The 26,764-nt window shown below is 65.0% G+C and carries 15 protein-coding genes and 4 pseudogenes; 15 read left to right on the top strand and 4 right to left on the bottom strand.

The window, feature by feature from the left end:
* Positions 1–12: 12 nt before the first annotated feature.
* Both A7X12_RS22645 and A7X12_RS22640 read right to left on the bottom strand, forming a co-directional pair.
* Positions 13–1,101 carry a PLP-dependent cysteine synthase family protein gene (locus A7X12_RS22645; protein ID WP_064313710.1) on the bottom strand — a complete coding sequence of 363 codons (1,089 nt, stop codon included), beginning with the start codon at positions 1,099–1,101 and terminating at the stop codon, positions 13–15.
* Between the two features lie 312 nt (positions 1,102–1,413).
* Entirely contained in the window at positions 1,414–1,980 is a 567-nt protein-coding gene (locus tag A7X12_RS22640) for a Crp/Fnr family transcriptional regulator (RefSeq protein ID WP_232318656.1), read from the bottom strand.
* Between the two features lie 1,694 nt (positions 1,981–3,674).
* Between A7X12_RS22640 and A7X12_RS22635 the strand changes: the two are divergent.
* From A7X12_RS22635 to A7X12_RS22600, 8 genes and pseudogenes are all read left to right on the top strand, one after another.
* Positions 3,675–4,246 (top strand): annotated as a pseudogene (locus A7X12_RS22635) (SRPBCC family protein).
* Positions 4,246–5,435 (top strand): annotated as a pseudogene (locus A7X12_RS22630) (zinc-dependent alcohol dehydrogenase). The pseudogenes A7X12_RS22635 and A7X12_RS22630 overlap by 1 nt, the downstream one beginning before the upstream one ends.
* 12 nt (positions 5,436–5,447) lie before the next feature.
* A pseudogene (locus A7X12_RS22625) lies at positions 5,448–6,215 on the top strand (SDR family NAD(P)-dependent oxidoreductase); the annotation flags it as partial.
* 88 nt (positions 6,216–6,303) lie between these two features.
* The gene (locus A7X12_RS22620) at positions 6,304–7,146 is read left to right on the top strand and encodes an HpcH/HpaI aldolase/citrate lyase family protein (RefSeq protein WP_064313709.1); all 843 of its coding nucleotides are present in this window, start codon (positions 6,304–6,306) and stop codon (positions 7,144–7,146) included.
* A 278-nt stretch (positions 7,147–7,424) separates the two neighbouring features.
* Positions 7,425–10,580: a TonB-dependent receptor gene (locus tag A7X12_RS22615; protein ID WP_064313708.1), complete on the top strand. Its 3,156-nt coding sequence runs from the start codon at positions 7,425–7,427 to the stop codon at positions 10,578–10,580.
* A 162-nt stretch (positions 10,581–10,742) separates the two neighbouring features.
* Positions 10,743–11,462 (top strand): SapC family protein, encoded by a 720-nt coding sequence (locus tag A7X12_RS22610; protein WP_064313758.1) that lies wholly within the window; start codon positions 10,743–10,745, stop codon positions 11,460–11,462.
* Entirely contained in the window at positions 11,459–12,493 is a 1,035-nt protein-coding gene (locus A7X12_RS22605) for a cupin-like domain-containing protein (RefSeq protein ID WP_232318655.1), read from the top strand. Before A7X12_RS22610 ends, A7X12_RS22605 begins: the two co-directional genes overlap by 4 nt.
* Before the next feature lie 203 nt (positions 12,494–12,696).
* Positions 12,697–13,335, top strand: coding sequence for a PEPxxWA-CTERM sorting domain-containing protein (locus A7X12_RS22600; RefSeq protein WP_084445962.1), 639 nt, complete (start codon positions 12,697–12,699; stop codon positions 13,333–13,335).
* 69 nt (positions 13,336–13,404) lie between these two features.
* On the opposite strand, the gene A7X12_RS22595 is transcribed toward A7X12_RS22600, so the two are convergent.
* Positions 13,405–15,273, bottom strand: coding sequence for a methyl-accepting chemotaxis protein (locus A7X12_RS22595; RefSeq protein ID WP_064313706.1), 1,869 nt, complete (start codon positions 15,271–15,273; stop codon positions 13,405–13,407).
* A 463-nt stretch (positions 15,274–15,736) separates the two neighbouring features.
* Here A7X12_RS22595 and A7X12_RS22590 point away from each other — a divergent pair, with 463 nt between their 5' ends.
* From A7X12_RS22590 to A7X12_RS22570, 5 genes and pseudogenes are all read left to right on the top strand, one after another.
* Positions 15,737–15,925: a hypothetical protein gene (locus tag A7X12_RS22590; protein WP_198162153.1), complete on the top strand. Its 189-nt coding sequence runs from the start codon at positions 15,737–15,739 to the stop codon at positions 15,923–15,925.
* A 32-nt stretch (positions 15,926–15,957) separates the two neighbouring features.
* The gene (locus A7X12_RS22585) at positions 15,958–17,247 is read left to right on the top strand and encodes an MFS transporter (RefSeq protein WP_064313705.1); all 1,290 of its coding nucleotides are present in this window, start codon (positions 15,958–15,960) and stop codon (positions 17,245–17,247) included.
* Between the two features lie 28 nt (positions 17,248–17,275).
* Entirely contained in the window at positions 17,276–18,694 is a 1,419-nt protein-coding gene (gene uxaC / locus A7X12_RS22580; protein ID WP_064313704.1) for a glucuronate isomerase, read from the top strand.
* Between the two features lie 90 nt (positions 18,695–18,784).
* A pseudogene (locus A7X12_RS22575) lies at positions 18,785–19,535 on the top strand (SDR family oxidoreductase).
* A complete protein-coding gene (locus A7X12_RS22570) occupies positions 19,532–20,536 on the top strand; it encodes a sugar kinase (protein ID WP_064313703.1) in 1,005 nt (334 codons plus the stop codon). Before A7X12_RS22575 ends, A7X12_RS22570 begins: the two are co-directional and overlap by 4 nt.
* Positions 20,537–20,613: 77 nt before the next feature.
* Here A7X12_RS22570 and A7X12_RS22565 read toward each other — a convergent pair whose 3' ends face one another.
* The gene (locus A7X12_RS22565; protein ID WP_064313702.1) at positions 20,614–23,721 is read right to left on the bottom strand and encodes a TonB-dependent receptor; all 3,108 of its coding nucleotides are present in this window, start codon (positions 23,719–23,721) and stop codon (positions 20,614–20,616) included.
* A 434-nt stretch (positions 23,722–24,155) separates the two neighbouring features.
* Between A7X12_RS22565 and A7X12_RS22560 the strand changes: the two genes are divergently transcribed.
* Together A7X12_RS22560 and A7X12_RS22555 are read left to right on the top strand one after the other, a co-directional pair.
* Positions 24,156–26,195 carry an amidohydrolase family protein gene (locus A7X12_RS22560; RefSeq protein ID WP_064313701.1) on the top strand — a complete coding sequence of 680 codons (2,040 nt, stop codon included), beginning with the start codon at positions 24,156–24,158 and terminating at the stop codon, positions 26,193–26,195.
* Positions 26,196–26,240: 45 nt separating this feature from the next.
* On the top strand, positions 26,241–26,639 hold the full coding sequence (locus A7X12_RS22555; RefSeq protein WP_064313700.1) for a hypothetical protein: 399 nt from the start codon (positions 26,241–26,243) through the stop codon (positions 26,637–26,639).
* The last annotated feature ends 125 nt before the right edge of the window (positions 26,640–26,764 follow it).

Here is a 26,764-nt window from a genome sequence, read left to right as displayed (position 1 = left end):
TGATGACGACGCTCAGCCCTGCGCCAGGAAAAGGTCGTCAAGTTCCTGATCGTGCGTGTCGGTTTCGTAGCCATGGGTCGTGCGCCACGCCGCGTCGAAGCAGGTCGAGGCATAGCGGCGGCCATCGTCGCAAAGGAGCGTGACGATGGACCCGGCTTGCCCCGCGGCACGCATTTCCCGGATCAACGTGGCGCAGGCCCAGATGTTGGTGCCCGTCGACACGCCGCAGGGGCGACCGAGGACGCGGCTGATCCGCAGCGCCCCGGCGAGGCTTGCGGCGTCCGGTACCGTGATCATTCGATCGATGACGTCGGGGAGAAACGAAGGCTCGAGCTGGAGCCGCCCGATGCCCTCCACGCAGGACGGGGAACCGTCGACGGTGGTGACGCTGCGATCGAGATAGTGCCGGTGGAAAACCGATGCTTCCGGATCGGCGACACATAGCCGGGTTTCCAGCCGACGATAGCGAAGATAGCGGCCGATCGTGGCCGAGGTGCCGCCCGTACCCGCGCCGCAGACGATATGGGTCGGGATGGGATGCGCTTCCTGCGCCATCTGCTCGAAGATCGATTGCGCGATATTGTTGTTTCCGCGCCAGTCGGTCGCCCGTTCGGCATAGGTGAACTGGTCCATGAAATGGCCGCCAAGCTCGGTGGCGAGCCGCTGGGCTTCGGCGCGGACCGAACGCGGGTCCGCCACTTCGTGGCACCGCCCGCCATGGAATTCGATCGCCTCGATCTTTTCCGGGGACGTTCCGCGTGGAAGCACCGCCACGAAGGGGAGGCCGATCATCCGGGCGAAATAGGCTTCCGAGACCGCCGTCGAACCGCTCGATGCCTCGACGATCGTCGTTTTCGGCCCGATCCAGCCATTGCACAGGGCGTAGAGGAACAGCGAGCGGCCGAGGCGATGCTTGAGGCTGCCCGTCGGATGGCTGGACTCGTCCTTGAGGTACAAGGTTATGCCCGGCGCACCCGGCAGGGCCACGCGCACCAGGTGCGTATCGGCGGAGCGATTGAACTCGGCATCGATCGTTCGGACGGCTTCGTCCACCCAGGCGCGGTCGCAGCGGGCGGGGCGGGGCAGGGTAGCGTCGGTCATCGCGCGCCCTTAGCGGCACGACTGCGGGCGCGTCGACCCTGGACGCAAGGATTGTGCTGCGTCGTCCTGCGCTGTGCGGGCGCGGGTGCGGCGGTGTGGTGCCGTTGGGCGTTGGCGGCAGCGGGGGGCGGGGGAGCATCCAAAGCAGCGACGATCGCGGCTCGTTTCCGCCGCCTGCCCGCCCTCGCGTCGAGGTGCGGGGGGATCGCCGGGGTGCTGGTCCATGCTCGGCCGGCAGCCGGATAGGCGGTGTGGTCAGGGGATGACGGGCACGATCCTTTCCCCGCGCTTCCTTCGCCCCCGGTCGGTGACCTAGCCTGCGCGCAAGGCCTTGGGCAGCGATGGGATGCTGGTCGCCGGAGCCGAACCGGCGGGCGCAACCGCCGCGGGCGCACGGCCCACGAATCGAACGATCCCGCTGCGCCACTCAATGACGTTGTCGCGCCGCATTGCCTGGAGGGTCCGGTTTACATGCACACTAGTAAGCCCAAGCGCATCCGCAAGCACTTCCTGGGTCAACGGCATGGCGAAGTTGTCCGGGCTTGCCCGGCCGGCAAGAAACAGCCGCTCGTGCATTTCCATGAGCCAGTCATGGATGCGCTCATATGCGCTCATCCGTCCTAGCCTAGCGATGTGACGGAGCAGATAGATTTCATCGAGTGCCGCGCTTCCGGCATAGGCGTCGCGAAGCCCGTCGCTGTTAGCGAGCGGGGCAGAGCAAACAATCGCGTCGCATAGAGCCGTTATCGTACTGGGCGCCGCCGGCTGAGAGATGCGTGAGTTCTGGATAAGGTCGCCCGGCATCAGAAAGCTCAAAATCTGCCGACGACCATCGCTGAACAGCCGAACCCGCCCGAGCCATCCATCGAGCACCATCATAGGGCCGGGAAGCCGTTGCCCTATCAAAATGAGGTCCCGAGAGGCACGGATTCGCTGCGGCAACTCCATCGCAAAGCGGAGGGCGCGGCGCTCATCCTCGCTAAGCGAGGTAAGTGCACCCAACCTGGTGAGCGCCGATACGTCTGCTTCCAAGGTGGGCGTTTTTAGCATCATTTCGAGAAACGCATCGGTGTTCGCTAAAGTTCAGAATATATAGGCCAAAAATAACAAATAGAAAATATTACTATGCAGGGGTTTGATGGAATGTATGTCGGGTGGGTAATTTCCGATGCGCGAGCTTCCGCACTTTAATTATCGCACATTTAAGTTTGATGCCTACCGAAATCCGTCCATATTGGCTCTGTCAAGGGTTACGATGTCTGACCCTGTCGATCGAGAATAAAGTCAGTTGGCTACGCATTGCGATTCAATGTGGAAGGTCTGGCTGCTGGATGCGGCTTAATGTAGGCATAGGTGATCGTTTCATTGGACGGTTTATGGAATGCCAAAATTAGCAGCCGTGCCATCAGGGCGGATAGCAGAACGCCATGGCTCGTGGCGGAGAACTGGGGCCTTGACCGAGCTTTACAGGGCGAAGTGGGATGCGGATCGGCAGTTCGAGATCTATCGCATCGGCGGCGGCTAAAGACGCGGCCATAACCTTGGGGTTGGAGCACCCCATGCGATGCGCTCATGCGTTGAGGCCGGATGCGGCATTTCGCGGCGTATATGCGGTGGTGACCTTCAGCGATCGTGCCGAGTTCGATCAGTGTGTTGCCCCGACCCGCCTCCCATCGGATCCGCTTGCAAGATTTTGTTGAATGTACCAGATGGGCTCGCTCGGGGTCCTGCAATGCCAGTTGTCACTGAGGTTGTTTCAGCCGTTAGAGCACCTCCGGGAGCATTCCCAACAGCGTCGTGCGAGCCCGGGCGCTGGAACGTACATGCAGGTCACGGATGTGAGGGGCTGCGACAACTGGGCCAAAATGTGATTGTGTCTTACTGCCTTATGCCAATTATTTGCCTCCACCTTCAAGTGGGGGCCTTCCGGCAAGGAAAAGTTGGGCCCCTACGTCACATCGACCCGGCCGGGGTGATGTCTGGTCCGCCGTCAAGGACGGGCCGTCGTAGCGGATGATACTCAGTAGCAACACGGTTTGCGGTGGTCTCCGAAAGCAACCGAGTTGGTCGATTATATTTTCGTCGTAATATCAGGTGCTTATAAAAGCATAGGCGATATCGCTATTCATTAGCATGGTCTTCTTCGTGCCAGATCTCGGACGCGGTCTTAGCTAGGTGCCTGATTGCGCCGTATGGAGGGCGAGCGACACCGCAGAGAGCGCTTGGGCAATGAGGTTCGTAAAGCACACGGAAGTAGTCGGATTGCATATGGGGTCCGCAGGTATTGGGGTTCCGCGTTACCCGCATGTCTGCCCAGCCAGTCCAGCAAAAATCTTGGGCCGTACCTCAGCTGTGCGTTCGCCTCGGCCTGGCCCGCCGAACGATCGCGAGGTGCATGCCGAACAGCGCGCGCCCGGTTCGACCGAGACCAATCCCGCCGCCACGTCGGCCCCGTCCCCCGCCGAGGGCGATGACGATCTTCCCCCCAAGCTGCCCGGTTCGCCACACGGCTAACAGCCAACGGAGGCATTATGGCTGAGACGATGAACCGCGCGCCGTAGGACGATGCGCCGCTGAGCACTGCCAACCATCAACGCCAAGCGATCGATCAGGCCACAGATGACCTTATCGCCCAACGCGGCGACACGCTTGTCGCGCGTGCGGTGACGATTGTCGCGCGTGCGGTGACGATCAATCGCACGGGCGCAGAACTCTACGCGTTCTGGCGCGATTTCAGCAACCTCCCCTCTGTGCTGGATAATGTCGTTCGCATCGAAGTACTTGATCGCGAGCGGAGTCACTGGGTGGTCAAGTCGCCGGGTGGTGGCATCGTCGAATGGGACTCGCGGATCACCGAGGATCGAGAGGGCGAGTTTATCGCTTGGGCATCCGAAGAAGGTGCGGATATCCCAATAGGGGCTGCATTGAATTTCGCGATGCCGGCAACCGCGGCACTGTGGTGGTTGCGACCATTAACTATGACCAGCCGTTCGGCACCCTCGGCCGCTTGATCTCGCGCATCTTCCAGCGCAAGCCGAAAATGCAGGCGCAACGGGATCTTCGCCGCTTCAAGCAACTCATGGAAACCGGTGAGATCGCGACCTCGTCCTGTTCCAAGCAACAGCTCAAAGAGGAGCGGAACTGATGCGTGCACTCGCCTGGCACGGCAAACACGACGTTCGCGTTGACACCGTTGATGACCCTGAGATCCTCAACCCTCGCAACGCGATCATCAGGATTTCTTCGACCACCATATGCGGGTCGGACCTGCATTTGTATGACGGTTTTATCCCTACGATGATGGCCGGCGATATTCTAGGCCACAAGTTTATGGGTGAGATGGCCGAAGTCGGCACCAAGTCGACGCTCAAAAGGGCCAGTGTGTGGTGGTGCCGTTCACTATCTCGTGCGGCTCCTGCTACCATTGCCGCAAGCACCAGTACTCGGCATGCGAGAACGGGTTGCCTGCCGACAATCAGGACATCGGCCAGGAACTCTACGGCCAGCCGATGGCCGGCCTGTTCGGCTATAGCCACCTTACAGGCGGCTATGCGGGCGGTCAGGCTGAGTATGTCCGCGTGCCCTTCAGCGATGTCGGCCCGATCGTGATCCCTGACGGGATCGAGGACGAGGAGGTGCTGTTCCTCTCAGATATCCTTCCCACAGGCTGGATGGCAGCGGAGAATGCCGAGATCGAGCCGGGCGACACCGTGGCGGTGTGGGGCTGCGGCCCCGTTGGGCTGTTCGCGCTGCAGTCGGCCTTCCTGATGGGTGCCGAGTGCGTCATTGTGATCGATCATTTTCCACGTCGCCTTGAGCTCGCACGCCGCTTTGGTGCGGAGACGATCAACTTCGAGGAGACCGACACGGCCGTCGCCCTGTTCGAGATGACCGGCGGCATCGGTCCCGATGCAGTTATCGATAGCGTCGGCCTGGAGGTGCGCGGCTTCTTTGTCGACAACGTGCTGGACCAGATCAAGAAATCGACCTTCCTCGGTACCGATCGCATCCACTCGATCCGCCAGGCGATCCTCGCCTGCCGCAAGGGTGGGTGCGTTTCGATGCCGGCGGTCTATGGCGGCTTTGTCGACAAGTTCCCACTCGGCGCGCTGATGGAGAAGGGGCTGACGCTCAAGACCGGCCAGACCCATGTCCAGCATTATATGCCCGCGCTGCTCAACGCGATCATGGAAGACAAGATCGATACGACCTTCCTGATCAGCCACACGCTGCCGCTGGAGCAGGCGCCGCAGGGATACAAGATGTTCCACGACAATCAAAATGAAGTGACCAAGGTCGTGCTGAAACCCGGCATGGCGCTGGCGGTCGAATAAGGAAAGACGCGCATGGCGGACAAATTTGCGATCGTAACCGGCGCCTCGAGCGGCATCGGCCTGGAACTGGCGCGGCTCGCGGCGCGAGATGGCTATGACATGCTGGTGGTGGCGGACACGCCGCTGGTCGACGCGGCAGCCGCGCTGAAGGGCGAGGGTGTGGAGGTGCAGTCCGTCGAGACCGACCTTTCGACAATCGACGGCGTCGACCGGCTGCTGGCGGCCGTGGGCGGGCGTCGCGTCGACCTGCTATGCGCCAACGCCGGCCACGGGCTCGGTGGTGCCTTCCTGGATCAGGAAATCTCTGAATGGAGGCACGTGGTCGACGCCAACGTCACGGGCACGCTATACCTACTGCAGAAGGTGCTCCGGCAAATGCGCGATGCGGGCCAGGGCAAGGTGCTGATCACCGGCTCGATCGCTGGCTGGATCCCGGGGAGCTTCCAGGCGGTCTACAACGGTACAATGGGCTTTGTGGAGAATTTTGCCGCGGCCATTCGCAATGAGTTGAAGGAGGTGAAGGACATTACCATCACCACCCTGCTGCCGGGGCCCGTCGAGACGCAATTCTTCGAGCGCGCCGGTATGATGGATACCAAGGTGGGCCAGAGCGAAAGCAAGTCGGACCCAGTGGACGTCGCAAAGGATGGCTGGAAGGCGCTGATGAAGGGCGCGAACAGCATCGTCTCCGGCGTTTCGAATAAGCTGCAGGTGGCCGGTGCCGGCGTGCTCCCGCAGTCAGTCACGGCAGAACAGCATCGCAAGATCGCCAAACGGGGAGTGGCAACGCGTGAAGCCACGCGCCGAGCTGTTGCCAGCCGGGACGTGATGATGCCATGGCATTCCTCTAGAACGAGGAGGGGATGCCATGCGTCTAAGGTCGCTATTATTCGTGCCTGGCGATCGGCCGGAACGCTTTGCAAAGGCTGCGGCGAGCGGCGCTGACGCGTTGATCCTCGATCTCGAGGATTCCGTCGTGGCTGAACGCAAGCGGCTCGCGCGTGAAGCAATTGCGGCGTGGCTTGCCGACCCTGCCGACGTCGTGACATTCGTCCGCGTCAATCCTTTGGATACCGCCGCATTGGCCGACGATCTGGCCGCTTTGGCGCATTTGCGACCTGCGGGGCTTGTGCTGCCCAAAGCCAACGGCGCCGCAACGATTCGGACGTTGGTTGCCCAGGTGGCAAAGGCTGGTGGCGTCTGTCCTCCCATCCTGCCTATCGCTACGGAAACAGCGTCGGCTCTGTTCCAGCTCGGCAGCTATGGGGAGGTCGTCGCACATCTGGCGGGCCTCACCTGGGGTGCGGAGGATCTGCCAGCCGCCATCGGGGCCTCCACGGCCCGTGAAAGCAATGGTGCGTACACGGCACCTTTCGCCATGGTGCGATCGCTGGCTTTATTCGCAGCCCACGCGGCGGGCGTCGCGGCCATCGAGACGGTCTTTCCCGACATCGCCGATAGGGAGGGCTTGGCCTCCTATGTCGCGCGTGGCCGTCGCGACGGGTTTACCGGCATGCTGGCAATCCATCCTGAACAGATTGAGACGATCAACCGCGGTTTCTCCCCCAGCGAGGAGGAAATCGCCGCCGCGCGCGCTATCGTGGAAGCTTTCGAGACAAATCCAGAGGTGGGGGCATTGCGACTGGGGGGGCGAATGATTGATCGGCCTCACCTAGAGCAAGCCCGCCGATTGTTAGCGCGCGCGGAATAGCCGCAGGGTGGCTTAAAACGACCAATGAAAACCGTTTCAGTCTGACAGGCATGATGCGATGCGAGGCGCGGTGGCTGCCTTCATCTCCGCTGTTACAGTAGATTGCAGTCTGTCACCCGGAAAACACACCGAATGATAAAATCAAACCTGTCTAACAGGTCTATGTTTCAAAGATTGACAATGTTGGCATCGATGGTAGCGGTACCGTCGTTGTGGACGCATCGGGGCGCTCGCAACAAAAACGGTTTCCGACGCATAATGTCGGCAGAGGAGGGGACATGAAGAGCGTTTCGCGTTCGATCATTTGGTCGCGCTCGGCTTCCATGATGGCAGTAGCTGCGTGCATGGTTATGCCAACGATTGCACAAGCGCAGTCAGACAACGTTGCCAACTCGGCTTCTTCCCAAGAGGGAGCGCAGGGCGAAGATATCGTCGTCACCGGTATTCGCGCTTCACTGGAGCGATCGATTGCGATCAAGCGCGAGTCTCCGGGCATCGTCGACGCAATTTCGGCCGAAGACATCGGGAAGTTCCCGGATACGAACCTTGCGGAGTCGCTACAGCGCATTCCGGGCGTGTCGATCAATCGTACCAACGGCGAAGGTTCGCAAGTTACGGTTCGTGGCTTCGGCCCCCAGTACAACCTCGTCACGCTGAACGGTCGCCAGCTCGCTTCGGCGGCGATCGCGGTGGTCGGCGGTGACCAGAATGCGGATGGTGCGCAGGGCACCACGCGTTCCTTCGATTTCTCGAACCTCGCGACCGAAGGCGTTCGTACGCTCGAAGTGTACAAGACCGGCCGGGCGGCGGTGCCGTCGGGTGGTATCGGCGCGACGATCAACGTCGTTACTCGCCGTCCGCTGGACCCAGGCGCGAAGCCGGGCCTGAACGGCAGCGTCGGTGCCAAGGCAGTGTACGACACGAGCGTGGATGGCTGCCTGGATTGCGGCGCGAAGGTGACTCCGGAATTCTCGGGCGTGGTCGGTTGGAGCGATGCGGATCAGCGCTTCGGCGTCGAGCTGTTCGGCAGCTATCAGAAGCGCAACTTCACCTCGATCGCGGCAACGTCGAACGACTGGAACATCGTTCCCTACAGCAGCTTCGTTACTGGGGGCTTCACCCGCAACAATACGGTGTGCCCGGCCAGCCAGACGACGCTGAGCTCGAGCTGCACCATCGTTAAGGGCGCGCCCAGCAACACCAGCCAGCTGGTCGCGATCCCCAACGACAGCCGCTATCACTATGCCGAGGGCAGCCGCGAGCGCATCAACGGGCAGGCGGTGGTGCAGTTTAAGCCGACTGACACCCTGACCCTCACCGCCGATGGTCTCTACGCGCAGAACCGCCAGCGCGAGACGCGGTCGGACCTGTCCAACTGGTTCAGCCGCCCGTTCGACGAGGTGCATTTCGACGGCAACACCACCGTCGCCACCGCCAACTATCTCCACGAGACGATCAACGGCTTCAAGGACGAGGGCTTCGAGGCCCAGTCTCGCGCCCAGAAGAACAAGCTGACCGACTTCGGCCTCAACGCCGAGTGGCAGATGGCGAGCAACCTTTCGATGCGCCTCGACGGGCACATCTCGAAGTCGTCGAGCCTGCCGGACAATCCCAACGGCGTCAGCTCCACGCTGGTCGGCATGGGCGCCAACGTCGTGGCCGCGCATTCGGTGGACTATAGCGGCGCCGGCATTCCGAAGCAGGACATCACGCTCGGCTCCGTGCCGCTCGACCTGAACTCGTTCGGCAGCCAGATCGGTCGCACCAACAAGTCCACCCAGGAACAGCTGGTGCGCGAAGTCCGCGCCGACTTCGGCTGGGACCTGGGCAACGAGAGCAAGTTCGAGTTCGGTGCGAACTATCGCAAGACCGACATGCGCCAGACCTTTGTCAGCACCCAGCAGACGCTGGGCGACTGGGGCATCGCCAATCCGGGCGACGTCCAGCGCCTCGCGCCGGGCCTGGTCAAGCCCTTCTGCCTCGAGTGCAAGTTCGACAAATATGATCCGGGCTCGGATCCGGACTCGAAGCTCGCCTTCCGCGGCGATGCGTCGAAGCTCTATCCGATCCTGTCGTCCTATTACGCGGGCCGTGGCAACGCCATCGGCATCACCGGCAACAACAACAACCGCGTCAAGGAAGACATCTGGGCGGCCTATGGCCAGCTGACCTGGAAGGGCGAAGTGGGCAGCGCGCCTGCACGCCTGGTCGCCGGCATCCGCTACGAGCACACCAAGTCGCGCTCGATCTCGCAGGTCGCGGTGCCGTCGGCGCTGGACTGGGTGTCGGACAACGACTTCACCGTGGTGGTTTCGCTGAGCAACACCACCCAGTTCGATGAATCGCATTCCTATGACAACGTCCTGCCGCAGGTCGACTTCCAGGTCGAATTGCAGCGGAACCTGCTGGCCCGCCTGTCGTACAGCAAGACGATCGCACGGCCGAACTACAACAACCTGTTCACCGCCACCACGGTGGGCGGCCCGCCGCGTCCGACCAACAATGGCGGCATCCCCAGCGCTTCGGTGGGCAACGCCCGCCTGTCGCCGCTGATCTCGGACAATTTCGACGCGTCGCTGGAATGGTACTTCAAGCCGGACAGCTATGTCTCGGTCGCCTTCTTCGACAAGCGGGTGCATAACTTCGTCGGTAACGGCCAGTTCACGTCGCCGCTGTTCGGTCTGCGCGATCCGAGCTCGGGCGCGGCGGGCAGCCGTTCGGGCCAGGCGAACGACGCGCTCAAGGGGCTTGGCGCGGACATCAGCGATGTGAACCTGTTCGTCATGTCGGCGCTGATCGCCAACCGCGGCTCCGTTGCGGCAGCGACCTCCGAGTTCCAGGCGAACTACAACAACTCGACGCGCGCGCTCGACGACAACTACGTCAAGGCGATCAACAACCAGTACGACCTGCGCGGCAACTCGGCCGATCCGCTGTATCAGTTCCAGGTGACGCAGCCGATCAACAACAAGGATGCCGAAATCTACGGCGTCGAGCTGGCCGGCCAGTACTTCCTCGGCAGCACCGGCATCGGTGTCGCTGCGGCGTACACGCTGGTGCGCGGCGACGTGGGCTTCAATCTCGGCGCCAACCCGGCCCAGGATCAGTTCGCGCTGCTCGGCCTGAGCGACACGTTCAGCACCACGCTGATCTACGACAAGAACGGCATCTCGGCGCGTCTCGCCTATAACTGGCGCGACAAATATCTGTCGGGCATCAACCGCCAGGGCTCGCGCAACCCCGAGTTCACCGCGCCCTTCGGCCAGCTCGACATGAACATCAGCTACGAGGTGACACCGCAGATCGCGCTGACCCTGGAAGGGATCAACCTGACCAAGGCGAGCGTGCGGACCTATGCCCGCGACATCAGCGAGCTTTGGTTCGCGCAGGAACTCGATCGCCGCTTCCTGGCAGGTGCGCGCTTCAAGTTCTAGGCTACCGCGCATCTGCGCGAGTGGAGGGGGGAGGGTCGCTGCCTGGTGCAGCGGCCCTTTCCTTTGTCCGTCGCGGATGTGGGTGGTTGAGGGGGCGACGGCTTTGCGCCATGGTCGCTCGCGAACCGGGCCAGATGCCCGGAAGATATGGATGTGTTTCGAATGACGAACCCGGTCGCGCTGGACAATGTGCTCCACCAGGACCTGCGCGTCGCCTTCCGCCACGGCGCGGAATTCGGCGATGCCGCCAACCAGATACTGATCTTTCCCACCGAGTTCGAGGCGGTGCAGCGCGAATTCCCGATCCTGTTCCGCGAGGCGGAAGGCGAGGGGCTGCAGGCGGTCGCGCTCACGGGCTTCGATCTGGACGAGAACCTCTTCTTCGACGGTGACCGCTGGACCAGCCGCTACATACCCGCACTCCAGCAGCGCGGGCCGTTCTCGATCGGTATTCCGGGCGACGGCGCGGATCCCGACGAAGGGCCGACCGTGCATGTCGATCTGGACGATCCGCGCGTGGGCACGGACGGCGGCGAACTGCTGTTCCTGCCGCAGGGCGGGGCAAGCCGGTACCTGGAGCATGTCTCGCGCGTGCTGGGGCGGATCCATGCCGGTATCGGCGCGGCAGCGCCGGTCTATGCCCTGTTTCAGGAACTGGGCCTGCTCGAAGCCAATGTGATCGAGGTGACGTTGCACGACGCGCAGCGCTACCGGATCGACGGCTTCCAGATGCTGTCGCGCGAAAAACTCGATGCCCTCGATCCGATCGGGCTGGAACGGTTGCACCGGGCGAACGTGCTGGGCCTGGCCTATCTGGTGACCGCCTCGCTGGGTAACGTCAGCGCGCTCATCGAGCGCAAGAACGCCGGCACGCCCCGGTGAACGTGCTGGCCGGCCAAGCCCCCGCCGTGCGGGTGTGGGAAGCGATTGCGCCGGATGCGCTTCCCTTCGAAAGGCTGATGGCCGAACAGACGCCTACCATTCTGAAGGGCGTCGCCGCCGACTGGCCGCTTGTCCGTGCAGGCCTGCAATCGGCGGGTGCCGCCATGGACCTGCTGCGGCGCTTCGATGCCGGTCGCCCGGTGGTGACCTTCATCGGCGCACCCGAGATAAACGGGCGGTTCTTCTATGACGAGGCGGTCACCGGCCTCAATTTCGCCGGCCGTCGCGAGCCGCTGACAGCACTGCTCGACGCGATGCAACCGCAGATCGGCAACGTGGAAGCGCCCAGCTTTTATGTCGGCTCGACCGATTTGGACGAATATCTGCCAGGCTTCCGCGCGGAGAATGATCTGGCGCTCGATCATCCGATGTTCGCGCAGCACCTCGCGAGCATCTGGATCGGGAACCGCACCACCGCGACCTGTCACTACGACATGTCGCACAACCTTGCCGTCTGCGCCGTCGGGCGGCGGCGCTTCAGCCTGTTCCCGCCGGACCAGATCGCCAATCTCTATCCGGGGCCGCTGGAGCCGACGCCGGGCGGCCAGGTCGTGAGCATGGTCGATTTCGGGGCGCCGGACTTCGATCGCCACCCTGGCTTTCGCGAGGCCATGGCGCATGCGCAGGTGGCGGAACTCGACGCCGGCGACCTGCTCTTCTATCCGGCGATGTGGTGGCACCATGTCGAGGCGCTGGCGCCGTTCAACGTGCTGGTGAACTATTGGTGGAACACCAGCCCCGGCTTCCTGGATACGCCCCAGCTTACCTTGCTGCATGCCCTGCTCAGCCTGCGAGACCGCCCCGCACCGGAGAAGGCTGCATGGAGGTCGCTGTTCGACTATTACGTCTTCGGCGATGCCGAAATACCGGCGGCGCACCTGCCCGAGGCCGCGCGGGGGCCGCTGGCACCGATCGATGCCCTGCAGGCCAGAAGACTGCGGGCGCAACTTCTCCATAGGCTCAACCGATAACGGTTAACGCCTGGCGGACCGGGTGAACGGCGAAAAACGCCGTTTCGTCGCAAGTTGCTGATTTTCCGGGTCAAGCCGAAGGAATTAGCCGACGAAGCGACGGAACTTGCTGCACCGCCGCAAGGTTCGGACGCTGCCATGATACGGGCATTAACCATGCGACCGGTCGTGGCGCGTTGTACCCTGTTCAGGAGGATTTGCGGATGATTAAAGGCGCTTTGAGCGCGGCGGCCCTTGTTGCGGGCCTGTCGCTTTCCCCGGTCGCGGCTTCGGCTGCGCCGATCATCGGCGGCGCGACCGCCGTCGACCTTACGGCCACCAAGACCTTCCAGATGCTCGGCTTCGGCGTCACCACCTACGGCACGGCCAGCTCGTTCATGGTCGGCAACGACATCGTTGCCGCCTTCCTCGTGACCGGCGGCACCCGCAATGACTCGACCGGTGCGCTCGTTGTCGAGCACAATGGTTCGGGCCTGAACTTCACCTCGGGTGGCAACACCCTGAGCATCGGCAATTTCGTGATCGACACCGCGGCCGGCATCGTGCGCGGCAGCGCATCGGCCAACGGCGCCGCTCTCGGCTCCAACCTTTCGCTCTTCACGCTCGGCGCCAATTCGGCGCTGACGCTGACGAACGAAGCGGCTGCCGCCTTCACCACCACGCTCGGCGGCCCGAGTCTCGCCGGCGCCACCATCGGCACCGCGACCCCGACCGTCGTGTTCGGCCCGAGCGGCGTTCCCGAGCCGGCCAGCTGGGGTCTGATGATCGCCGGCGTCGGCTTTGTCGGCGCGTCGCTGCGTCGTCGTGCCGGCCGCACCGCGCGCCTCGCTGCCGCCGCCTGAGCGCCCGTAGCGGATATGGAAACGGCCGGGAGATCGCTCTCCCGGCCGTTTCTTTTTAGTCTGCTGCGCTCAGAAGCTCGCCCATTCGCCGTCGTCGGCCGTGGCCATTTCGGCGGGGAGCGGCTTGACCGGTGAAACATAGCCGGTGTTGCGCGGCGCCGGCTGCGGCCGTGCCGCGCGCTGCGCCGGCATGGGGCGGCCCGAGCCTACCTCGAACTTGTGTGCCTGGTCGCTGAGGCCGGTAACCTCGGCGTTGAGATTGCGCGCTGCAGCCGAGGTCTGCTCCACCATGGCCGCATTCTGCTGGGTGCTGTGATCCATCGTCTGGACGGCGGTTGCGATCTGCGAAATCGCCGTGGCCTGGGCCTGGTTGTCCGCCGCCATCACGGTGACCAGCTGGTGCACCTCGGTCGTGGCTTCGGAGATGCTTTTCAGGGCGCCTTCGACCTGCTCGACGGTCTGCACCGCCTCCACGATGTCCTTCTGGGTCGCGCTGAGCTGGTCGCGCGCGCGGCTGGCTTCTTCTTCCGAGCGCATGGCAAGTTGCGAGACAAGGTCGGCGACGACGGCGAAGCCGCGGCCCGCCTCGCCGGCACGACCGGCCTCGACCGCGGCGTTCATCGCGAGGACGCGGGTCTGGAAGGCGATCTTGTCGAGACCTTCGATCACGTCGTCGATGCCCTTCGCGCCTTCCGAGACGCGCGTCATCGCCTGGACGGCGGTGTCGGTGATGGTGCGGCCGTTCTCCACCGATTGGATGGCGCCGTTGGTGCGCTGTACCGTGGTTTCGGCAGCACGGGCGGTGGCCTTGAGTCGCTGGTCCATCTGGGTGACCGCTGCGGCCGTCTCTTCCAGGCTGGCGGCATTGGCTTCGGTGCGCTTTGCCAGATCCTCGGACGCGGCGGCGATCTCGCCGGAGCCTGTGCGGATCGTCGTCGCGCTTTCCAGGACCTGGGCGATGAGCGTGCGGAGGTTGGTCACGGCCCGGTTGAAATTGCCCTTCACCGGCTCGAACTGCGGCGCCACCTCGACGTCGATCGAAGCGGTGAGGTCGCCATGCGACAGGGCGTCCAGGCGGGTGTCCAGCGCGTCGATGAGGCGGGCCTGCTGCACATCGGCTTCCGCCTTCGCGCGCTGCGTCGCCTCCTGTGCAACGGCGTTCTCGCGGAACACGGAAACGGTCCGCGCCATCGCGCCCAGTTCATCGCCCCGGTCGGTACCCGGCACGGCCGCCCGGAGATCGCCACCGGCAACCGCCTGCATCGCGGTGCGCAGGCGGTCCAGCGGATCGGTGATGCCGAGGCGCGAGACGAGATAGCCGAGCCCCTGGCCGAGCAGGATCGCGATCACGCTGATCGCAACAAGGGTCCAGACCGTGGATTGGCCGGACGACTGCAGGGCGTGCGAGGCGTCGGCCGCAGTTTTGGTGCGCGCGTCGTTGAAGGTGGACAGGCGCTCGGCCATGGCCTGGACCTGCGGATCCACTTCCCGAAGCAGGGCGAGGGCGGCGGCATCCTCGTTGCGCAGGCCGAGGGTGATGGCGCGCTGGGTCTTGTCCTGCAAGGTTTCGAGCTGCGAGCGGACGTCGTTCACCACCGTCTGGGCGGTGGGATCTTCCTGCGCAATGTCGGTCAGCAGCGTCTTGGTCTGCTCGTAATTGTGCTTTTCCTCGGTCTCGGCTTCGCGGGCCATCGCGCTGCTGCCGTCGTTCGCGACGGCCCGGTACCCCGCATAGGGCATCGCGGCGATCAGCCGGTTGAGCCGAGCGGTATGTACCGCACCGGGGAGCGTGCCGAGCGTCAGTTCGGAATAATCGCGATTGGCGTGGTTGAGGCTGCTGGCAGCGATGCCGGTGAGGACCAGGCTCACCACGTTGATCATCGCGACGACGGCCAGGATCTTCACGGGCACGCGCACCCGCGCGAGTAGCTGTTTCATTCCATAATCCTTATGCTCCGGCGTGGAATGGAGCCGGAGGCGTTACCTCTTCTTATAGGAATCCGAGGGCACTTCGGGCCCTGCCATGGTGACAAAAAGCGCGTCTAACGGGCTGCCAAACAAGCAAAGTCGCCGGCACGAACGGGTGGCCGACACGCAATACGGAAACGTACGAATGGCGTTGCCGGCGGGCAGGGGGGAGCGCCCGGGGCGAAGCGCCCGCCGCTTGCCGGTTCGGCAAGTGTTCCCGGCATGCCGCACAAGGCCATCCACGCGCATCGGGCGTCTAGGTCGAGATCGCCACGTCGCCTTATCGAAACATCAATCGTTGAAGCGCCACTCTCCCCATCTCGACGAAGATGCACTGATCGAATACCGTATATATTCTGAGAAGGATTTCCTTCACCCGCCGGGGTCGCTAACGATTGGGGAGGAGGTCGCTGGAACCGGCACTGCGAGCGCGATGCTCGACGGACCGATCGGAGCGGTGCGCTTCCTGTTCGAACGCGCGGCGCGGGGGCTGCCCCTGGCCGAAGGCCAGGGGATATCGACCGCCGCCGTCACCGGCGTCTACCCGGTTCGGCGGGGTGCGGAGGTCGAGGCGCGGTTTGGGCCGGATCTTTGCGTGCGGAGCACGATCGGGGTCGCGTGATCCCGGGACGGCGGAGTGGGATTGGAGAGTTGATGGCGAGCAAGGGCGAAGCCGCGGTACGCGGCGCCGTGGAGCGGGTAGGGCGATATCGCTGGGTGATTTGCGGGCTGCTGTTCGCGGCCACCATCATCAATTATATCGACCGTCAGATGATCGGCGTGCTCAAGCCCACGCTGATGGCGGACCTGCACTGGACCGAGCAGGACTTCGCCGGCGTTATCATCTGGTTCCAGTTCGCCTATGCCGTGGGCTACATCCTGTTCGGCAAGATCGTCGATCAGGTCGGCGCGCGCGTCGGCTACACCATCGCCTTCGTCGTCTGGCAGGTCGCCCATATCTTCCACGGCGCCGCCCACAACATCACCCAGTTCGCCATCGCCCGCTTCGCGCTGGGCATCGGCGAATCCGGCAATTTCCCGGCAGGCATCAAGGCGGTTACCGAGTGGTTCCCGGCCAAGGAGCGCGCCTTCGCGATCGGCGTGTTCAATGCCGGCGCGAACATCGGCGCGGTGCTCACGCCGCTGGTGATCCCGTACATGGTGATCGCCTGGGGCTGGCGCTCGGCCTTCGTCATCACCGGCGTGGTCAGCTTCGTCTGGCTGATCGCCTGGTGGATGCTCTACCGCAGCCCGCGCGAGCACCCCAAGGTCACCGAGGGCGAGCTCGCCTGGATCGAGCAGGACCCCGCCGACAAGGTGCAGAAGCTCGGCTATGGCTCGGTGCTCCTTCGCCGCGAGACCTGGGCCTATGCGCTCGGCAAGTTCTTCATCGATCCGGTGTGGTGGTTCTTCCTGTTCTGGCTGCCGGGCTATCTGTTCGAGCGCTACCAGCTCGATCTCAAGACCTTCGGCCTGCCGCTCGCCGCGATCTATCTCGTGTCCGACATGGGCAGCGTCGCCGGTGGCTGGCTCTCCTCGCGGCTGATGCGCGCAGGGTACACCGCCAATGTCGCCCGCAAGCTGACGATGCTGGTCTGTGCCTTTGCGGTGCTGCCGGTGCTGTTCGCGGAGTCGCTGAGCAGCGTCTGGCTGGCGGTCGCCGTGATCGGCATCGCCACGGCGGCGCACCAGGCCTTCTCGGCCAACCTCTATGCGCTGCCGGCGGACATGTTCCCGCGCGGCGCGGTGGGCTCGGTGATCGGCATCGGCGGCACCGTGGGCGCGGTGGGAGGCATCCTGATGTCCTTCTATGCTGGCGAAGTGTTGGCACGGATCGGGAGCTACTGGCCGCTCTTCGCGGTGGCGGGCAGCGCCTATTTCGTCGCGCTCGCCTGCGTGCACTTCCTGTCGCCGCGGCTCGCCCGCGTCGACATGGACGCCTGATTTTCCTCTGACGTACCCGGAGTCTCCGATGGCCAAGCCGCTCAAGCTCGATCCCGACCGGCTGTTGCCGGCCGAGGACCGCACCCGCGCGATCGCGCGCGAACTGTATCGCGAGGTGGCCGAGCTGCCGATCATCAGCCCGCACGGCCATACCGATGCGAGCTGGTTCTCGACCAACGCCAACTGGTCCAACGCGACCGAGCTGCTGCTCTCCCCCGACCACTACATCTACCGCATGCTCTATTCGCAGGGCGTGTCGCTCGATGCGCTGTGCGTGCCGAGCAAGGCAGGCATGCCCGCCACCGATCCGCGCGCGGCCTGGCGGAGGTTCGCCGAGCATCTCTACCTGTTCCGCGGCACGCCCTCGGCGATGTGGCTGGGCCATGTGTTCGGCGAGGTGTTCGGCTTCGACGTCGCGCTCGACGGCGAGACGGCGGACTTCTACTACGATACGATCAACGCCAAGCTGGCGAGCGACGATTTCCGCCCGCGCGCGCTGTTCGATCGCTTCAACATCGAGTTCCTCGCCACCACCGAGGGCCCGCAGGACGATCTCTCCGCGCACCACGCGGTGCAGGCATCGGGCTGGCCGGGCCGCGTCGTCACCACCTATCGCCCGGACGCGGTGATCGACGTCGAGCATGAGCAGTTCCACGGCGCGCTCAAGATCTTCGCCGAGAAGACCGGCGAGGACGTGTACAGCTGGGACGGCTATCTCGCCGCGCACGCCAAGCGTCGCGCCGATTTCCGGGCAGCGGGCGCTACCGCGACCGACCATGGCCACCCGACCGCCCGCACCGCGAACCTGAGCAAGGCCGAGGCCGCCGCGCTGTTCGCGAAGATCCTCGGCAGCGACTGGACCCCGGCCGATGCCGAGCTGTTCCGCGCCCAGATGCTGACCGAAATGGCGGCGATGAGCGTCGAGGACGGGATGGTGATGCAGATCCACCCGGGCAGCTTCCGCAACCATAATGGCGGCCTGTTCGCCAGCCATGGCCGCGACAAGGGCGCCGACATCCCGATGGCGACCGACTATGTCCACGGCCTCAAGCCGCTGCTCGATCGCTTCGGCACCTCGACCGAACTCTCGATCATCCTCTTCACGCTCGACGAGACCGTATATTCGCGCGAGCTGGCGCCGCTGGCCGGCCATTATCCGTGCCTCAAGCTGGGCCCGGCCTGGTGGTTCCACGACAGCCCCGAGGGCATGCGCCGCTTCCGCGAGCAGGTGACCGAGACGGCGGGCTTCTACAACACCGTCGGCTTCAACGACGATACGCGCGCCTTTCTCTCGATCCCGGCGCGGCACGACGTCGCGCGGCGGATCGACTGCGGCTTCCTGGCGCAGCTGGTCGCCGAGGGGCGGCTGCTCGATTGGGAAGCGGCGGAACTCGCCTTCGAACTGACCAACGGCCTGGTGCGGCGCGCGTACAAGCTCGGCGCCTGAAGCCGGGCGGCGGCAGGGCGGGTCGCTGATCCGCCCGCCGTCCTTCGTATCTAGCACCCCTCCCGGCAGCGGAAGGGCGAGGGGACAGTGTTGACCAACCCGTTCGATCTTGCCGGCCAGGTGGCGATCGTCACCGGTGCGAACACCGGCATTGGCCCGGGCATCGCGCCAGCGGGCGCGGACATTGCCGCGGTCGGCCGCACGCCCGCCAGGGGAGCCGCAGGGACGGCGCGCGCGCATGGCCGCCGGGTCGCACGAATTCCGCGGATTCCGCCACCGCGATGCCTGTGCAAAGGGTTGTGGACGAGGCTGTGGATAAGCTGGGGAAAATCGACATACTGGCAATCCATGCGGGGTTCCTCCGCCGAACCGACGCACTCGATTTCACCGGGGAGGATTGGAATGTGGCGCTCGATACCAATCTGATGTCGGTGCTCTTCCCGCGTCAGGCCGCCGGCACGTGCAAGGTGCGCCGTTTCGGCCCGACCGGTGCGCATGGCCGGAGAATCAACACCGCCCCGGTGCCGCGTTTCCGGGGCAGTGTCCGCGTGCCCGGCTACACCGCGTCGAAGCCCGGAACCGCGGGCCTTACCAGGCTGCTCGCAACGAATGGGCGGGGAAGGGCGTGAACGTGAACGCACCCGGCTATATTGCCGCGAATTCGATGGCCGCCCAGCGGGCGGACGAAACGCGCGACCACCAGATCCTTGAGCGCATCCTGGCCGGGCGCCGGGGCGAACCCGAGGATCTGGGCGGCGCTGCGGTCTTTCTTGCGTCCCGCGCATCGGACTATGTGCTGGGGCATGTTCTCGCCGTTGACGGAGGCTGGCTGGCACGATGACATTCGCATTTTTCGGGGAAATGATGTTGCGGCTGTCGCCGCCGGGTCGCGAGCTGCTGTTGCAGACGCCGAAGCTGGACGTGGCCATCGCCGGCGCGGAGGCCAATGTCGCGACCGGCCTTGCGTGCCTGGGCCATGACGTGCGGATGATCAGCGCCGTGGCGGACAACCCGCTGGGTGCTGCGGCGATCGGCGAACTGCGGCGACGCGGCGTGGATACGCGGCACGTGATTGCCGAAGCCGGCCGGATGGGCCTCTATTTTCTCACGCCCGGCGCAGGGCTTCGCGCCTCCGAGATCGTCTATGATCGCGCGCATTCGGTCTTCGCGACGCGTGCGGCGGAGGCGTGGGATTGGGATTCGCTGCTTGCCGGCGTCACGCGGCTGCACCTGTCGGGCATCACCCCGGCGCTGGGGGCCAACACGGCCGCCGCCGCCATCGCCGCTGCCGAAGCGGCGAGTGCGCGCGGCATCCCGGTGTCGTTCGACGGTAATTATCGCGCAAAGCTCTGGGAGGCCTGGGACAGCGACCCCCGCGCGGTGCTGACCACATTGATCGGCCATGCCGAGATCCTGTTCGGCAATCATCGCGATATCTCGCTGCTGCTTGGCGAGCATTTTCCGGGCGATGGCCCCGAGCGGCGGCGTGAGGCTGCCGAGGCGGCGTTCGCGGCCTTCCCCAAGCTCCAGCTGATTGCCTCCACCGCGCGGCACGTCGACGATGTGGACAGCCACCGCATCGCGGCGCGGGTCGATACCCGTGCGGGCGCGCACCAGACCGAGGAACTGCGCGTCAGCGGCATCGTGGATCGGATCGGCGGAGGCGATGCCTTCGCTGCAGGCGTGCTGCACGGGCTGCTGGAGGGCGGCGATGCTCGCGCGGCGGCGGAAGCGGGGCTGGCGCTGACGGCGCTCAAGCATTCGTTGCCGGGGGATGCCAGCCTGTTCACCCGCGCCGATCTCGCGGCGTTCGCGGAAGGCGGGCTCGACGTGCGTCGCTGACCGAGTTTGCAGCGAGGCAACAAAAAAGGGGGGGGCGGCTGCATCGGCAGCCGCCCCCCCATTCTTTTTTGCTCCTTTTAGAAGCTGCCGCGCAGGCCGACCAGGAACTGGCGGCCGGGCTTGTAGGAGGTGAAGGCGGCGTTCGGGAACTGGAAGTAGGAACGCAGCGTCGCATTGGTGAAGTTCGACACGTTGATGGTCAGCTGCGGCGCCTTCTTCACGCCGAAGATCTTGTCGAGATCGAACGACGAGGAGAAATCCCAGGTGGTGTAGTCGGTTGCATACAGCGCCGCTGCCGGGATGCTGTTCTGCGAGTTGCCGCTGCTCTGCGAACCCTCGCGCGACGTGGTCGACACGCGCAGCATCACGCCGTTACGCTCGTAATAGCCGGTGATGTTGTAGGTGAACGGCGACACGCCGTACGCCACCGCTGCGCCGTCGTTCGACTGGTCGACGATGGTCGCGTTGGCGTTCAGGCCGAAGCCGCGCACGCCGAACTTCTCGGTGAGGAAGTCGAGCGGCTGAACCCACTGGAATTCCAGGCCGTTGATCTTCAGCTTGTTCGCCACGTTGATCGGGCTGGTGATCAGCACGGTCGCCTGGCTGGGCCCGCCGCGTGCGTTGAGCGCGATCTGCTGGGTCGGGTTCAGCGAGTCATAGGTGATGCCATATTGGGTCAGCGCCGAGAACGGCACGGTCACGTTCTGGTTCTGGGTGAAGCCCTCGATCGACTTGCGGAAGGCGTTGAAGCTGATCACGCCCTCGCGGCCGGTGTAATATTCGAAGCCGAGGTCGATATTGGTCGAGAAATAGGGCTTCAGATCGGTGTTGCCCAGGGTCAGCTGGTCCGCCGACGGGGCGGAGAAGCTGGCGCCCGGGAGCAGCAGCGACGGATCGGGGCGCGTCATCGTCCGCGAGGCGGCGACACGGACCACGGCATGCTGGCCGAGGTCATAGGCGATGGTCGCGGCCGGCAGCCACTTGGAATAGTTGGCGCGGGTGTCCAGCCGGTTGGTGACGTTCGGGTACAGGCTGCCGTCCGGCAGGCTGACGCCGGCCACCGTGTTGCGCGGATCGCGGACCGAGATCTGGCCCGTGACGCGCTGGATGGTGTTCACATAGCGCACGCCCGCGTTGAAGCGCAGCATGTTGCCGCCCACGTCCTGCTCGCCATTGACCGTGGCGAAGAAGGACTTGGTGATCTCGCGGATCGTCCCGCCGGTCGCGCCGGTGTTCACGCCGCCGCTCTCCGGCGCGTTGTCGTGGTAATAGTCGTAGTTGCTGGCCTTGCGGAACGCATCCCAGTCGACCGTCACGAAGCCGGCGGGGCCGGGCTTCAGATAGGTGGGGAAGGCCGCGTTGGGGATCAGCGAACCGCCATAGGTGACGGCGCCGGTCTGGCCTGCCGTGTAGTTGGTGCCATAGCCCGGATAGGTCGGGTAGCCGGCCGGCGCCGCACCCGGCGCGTTCAGGCCCGCGCAGGCCGGCTGCGTGTTCGGCAGCGGCAGGTTGGCGCTCGGATTGTTGCCGCACACCGCATTCTGCCACGCCTGGCTGTTGTCATAGCCGCGGATGCGACGCGAGACATCGTCCCACGCACCGCCGACCTTCAGGTTCAGCGCGCGATCACCCCAGGTCAGGTCGCCGCGCACGCCCTTGTTCTTGTTCAGGCGGCGCTCGTCCTGCAGATTGACGCGGCTGCCGGTGTACCAGCCGAAATTGGCGGGGTTGTTGAGATCCAGGCTGCTCTTGATGTCCGGGATGCCGCCATTGTTGGTGTACGTCACGGTGCCGCCCTGGCCCATGATCGTCGTCGCGCCGACCGTGGGGCTCTCGCGGTGGAAGGTCGAGCGGGCGTAATTGCCCTGCAGCGTGGCCTTCAGCTTGTCGTCGATCTCCCATTCGGCGCCCGGGTTGACGCTGAACAGCTCGGTCGTCTCGTAATAGGGGCGGAATTCGTCGAAGAACTGGGTGTTCGCGAAGGTACCGCTGGTGACGGTGCAGCCCGCGCTGCAATCCGACTTGTCGAACTTCAGGTTGGTCGGGATCGCCGCGCCGTTACGGCCGATCCAGGCCATGTCCTCGCGGATCAGCTCGTTGTGCTTATAGCCGTACAGGCCGTCGACATAGAAGTGCAGCGTATCCGACGGGCGATACTCGGCGCTGACGATCGCGTTGATGCGATCGCGCGGGCCGCGCACGTCGGCGATGCGGCCGAGGCGCGGGATCAGGCCGTTGTCGATCTGCTGGATCGTCGCGCCGGGGTTGTTGGCGAGGAGGAAGTTCTTGTCGATCACGGTACCGGCGGTCAGGCCGGCGCCGGCGCCGGCCGGGACCACGGCGGGAATGGTCCAGTTGCCGCCGCCCGTGCTGTTGCAGCCGGTCGCCGCGCCGCACTGCGCCGCCGTCAGCGCCGGGTTGGTGTAGCCGATCGTCTCGAAGCCCTTGGTGCGGGTGAACAGCCGCTGCGCCGAAACGCCGGCGAGAATGCCGACCGTGTCATTGTGCCAGCTGCCGATCAGCGAGCCGCGTCCGCCGATCCGCTTGTCGGGCTCCTGGTTCGAGCCCTGGATGTTGTAGGCGATGAACGAATCTGTCCGGTCAAACGGACGGGCCGAACGCAGATCGACGTTACCCGCCGCGCCGCCTTCCAGCAGGTCGGCGGTGTAGCTCTTGTTCACGGTCAGCTTGGTGAACAGGTCGGTCGGGAAGAAGCTGAGATCGACCGAGCGATCGGTGCCCTGCGCATCGGTGGCGCCCGAGGAGGCCACCGCGATCGGCGCGCCGTTCAGCGTGACGTTGGTGAAGTTCGAGCCGAGGCCGCGGATCGCGACGTTCACGCCCTCACCGGTCACGTCACGGGTGATCGTGATGCCGGGAATGCGGTTGAACGACTCCGCGATATTGGTGTCCGGGAACTTGCCGATGTCTTCGGCGAAGATCGAATCGGTGAAGCCGGTCGCATCCCGCTTGGCGTTCACCGACTTGGCAAGGCTGGAGCGATAGCCGGTGACGACGATGTCTTCCACCGGCCCCTGCGCGTCGGGCGCCTCGGTGGTCTGCGGTGCGGCGGGGGCCGCCTCCGGCGCGGTCTGCGCCCAGGCGGTGGAAGCGCAGGTGGCGCTCAGGATCGTGGCGCACAGCAGGGCGGTGCGGGCAGTGCGGAAGCTGGAAATGCTGGTCATACTCAGGTCCCCTCGAAGTGGTCCGGCCTGTGGCCGGTCCTTTCCTTCTGTGTTGGTGGCCGCGCACGTATGGGCTCTGCCGCAGACGCCGGAGGCGCGCCGCAGGGGAGGTTCGTTCGCGGTGTTTGGTTCAGAGGTGCCGAGTCAGGGTGGATCTGCGCCGCCCGCGACGCTGGCCCTTGCGATCGGTTCGCTTGGCATCAGAAGCGTCGGTCGGCTCATCCATCCTCTTCCCGGGGTACGCGTCGGCTTATGGTGCCGGCGTCATGTTAGCGGTATCTTTCATGCTTTGGTCTGGCCGTCAATGGGTCGATGGTCAGGCCAAGCGTCTTTCAAGACGGGGTGTTTCATTCGCAACACAATTGCCTAAAGGCGATAATTGCCTGACTCGATCACGCGTGTCAGACCCCCGGCACCATCCTGAGGATCCCGCCATGCGCTCACTCCGTCTCGCCCTGCTATTGGCCACCGCCACGGTTCTTCCTGCCGCCGCCCAGACCCAGAAGGCGGATCTCATGACGCCGCCGGCGGATGCGCGGCACTTCACGATCAGCTCGACGGCGGGCAAGCATGGCGATGTATGGTCGTGGACGCTGCCGGACGGTGCGACCGCCTATCGCATGTCGATGTCGCTGCGGGGCTGGATCACCGAAACGGACGAAGTTGTCCGCCTCGGCCCGGACAAGCGCCCGATCGACATCGCCGTACGCGGGTTCACCGACAGCGGCGACGCGACCGAGACCTTTACCGTCGACAAAGCCGGAATCGCGCACTGGAAAACGGCGGTAGACGCGGGCGAGAAGCCGTTCGGCAAGGCCCGCTACAACAGCTATGGCGGTCCCATGCTTGCCCTCGAGCAGGATGTCGACGCGCTGGTCGCGGCGGGTCCCGCCGGGGTCGACCTACTGCCCACGGGCCATGCCAGCATTACCATTGGCAAGGCGGTGGAGATCGACGGGCCGGGCGGCAGGAAGGTCGTGAAACTGGCCCATGTCAGCGGCACCGGATTCTCGCCCTCGCCAGTGTGGCTGGATGCGCAGAACCATTTCTTCGGAAGCGCGGGCGTGCTCTCGCTGCTGCCAGCGGGCTATGAGGCGGCCGGCCCGAAGCTCAAGCAGATCCAGGACGAGGCCGAGGCCGAGATGGTGCGCGATGTCGCCCACCGCTTCCTTGCCCCCGCCAATCGCACGCCCACGCTGATCGACCATGTGCTGCTGTTCGATTCCGTCGGCGGTAAATATGTGCCGGACCAGGCGGTGCTGATCGCCGACGGCAAGGTCGCCAAGGTGGGGCCGGCCGGCAGCATCGCCGCACCGAAGGGCGCGACGGTGCTCGACGGGCGAGGCCGCACGCTGCTGCCGGGGCTCTGGGATTCGCACCAGCATGTCGGCGGCGACTGGGAACTGCTTCAGAACGTCGCCACCGGCATGACCAATTATCGGAGCCCGGGCTCGTCGATCGAGGATGCGCAGAGCATCTTCAAGCGCCGCGCGGCGGGAGACCTGCTTGCGCCGGACGGCAAGGTATCGGTGATCATCGACAGGAAGGATCCGCTCGCGGCGCAGGGCGCGCTGACGGTCTCGTCCGCCGCCGAAGCCGTTGCCGCCGTCGACCGGATCAAGGCGGCGGGCATGTGGGGGGTGAAGTTCTACACCTCGATGAACCCGGCCTGGATCGCGCCGGCAGCAGCCGAGGCGCACAAGCTGGGACTGCACGTCCATGGCCATGTGCCGGCCGGCATGCGACCGCTCGATGCGGTGCGGGCCGGCTATGACGAAGTGACCCATATCAACTTCATTATGATGCAGGTCATGCCGCAGGACGTGGTCGACAAGGCCAACACCGCCGCGCGGCTGGAAGGGCCCGCGCGCTATGGCAAGGACGTGGATCTCGACTCCGCCGAGATGCGCGCGTTCTACGCCGAACTGGCCAAGCGCAAGACCATCATCGACCCGACGCTGGTCGTGTGGGAGCCGCTGATGACCTCGGACGGCAGCGCCATTCCGCCGGAATATGCGGCCTATGCCGATATCGCGCCGCCGGCCGTGGCGCGTGGCTGGAAGATCGGCGGCTACCCGCTGTTCGGCGGCCTGACGCGCGACGACTTTCGCAAGAGCTTCGACAAATCGGTCCAGCTGGTCGGCCGGTTGTACAAGGCGGGCGTGCCGATCGTGGCAGGGACCGATGGCTATGGCCTGGAACTGGTTCGCGAGCTCGAGCTGTACCAGCAGGCTGGCCTGACCAATGCCGAGGCGCTGCAGACCGCGACGATCGTGCCCGCCCGGATGGTGGGGATGGACGACCGGATCGGTGCGATCGCGCCGGGCAAGACCGCCGATATCATCCTCGTCGAGGGCGATGTATCCCAGGACATCGGCAACCTCCGCCATGTGCGGACGGTGTTCCTCGACGGCTATCGGCTTGACGGTGACGCCCTGCGCACGGCGAGTGGGTTGACGGGCATGCCCAAGTAACATTTCGTTACGGCACCATCGCGCGGTCGGCGCGTTGATCGCGTGATGGCCCATGCCTCCACCCCCATGCCCGATCGAGGCATCCGACGGCGCCTAGCGCTGCCGGTGGCGGTGTGGACCTTCGTGCTGGCGCTGCTGTTCGGTGCGGTGGCGCCGCTCGGCCCGCCCGACACCCTGGCCCATGGCCCGGCGTTCAACCCCGCGACGACCAGCGTGGCGATTGCCGCCAAGCGGAGCGACCAGGGCGCTGGTTTCTGGCAGAGCGTCCGCGGCGTGCGGCACGACGGTGCCTCGGGCAGCGGAGCCGTGCTTGCCTTGGCGCCGGCGCTTGCGGCGATCCTCGTCCTCCTCGTTCTTCCCTATGCGTGCACGCCTTCCAAGGTGCTTCGCCCCGTGCGCTGCGGCGCGCGCGGCGCGCGGTCGCCACCGGGACACCGCTGCTAAGGCGCCCCGCGCGCCTTCACGCCTGAACTTCGTCTTCGCCGCCGTCGCGGCGCTAGAGGAGGACGATATGCGTACAAGAAGAGGCAAGCGGCCCCCCAAATGGTTCGCCATCGCCGTCTGGTCCG

The organism is Sphingomonas sp. TDK1 (genome assembly GCF_001650735.1).
Taxonomy (GTDB): Bacteria; Pseudomonadota; Alphaproteobacteria; order Sphingomonadales; family Sphingomonadaceae; genus Sphingomonas.
The sequence above is the reverse complement of the archived record's forward strand: the minus strand, read 5'-3'. Positions and strand labels throughout refer to the sequence as shown.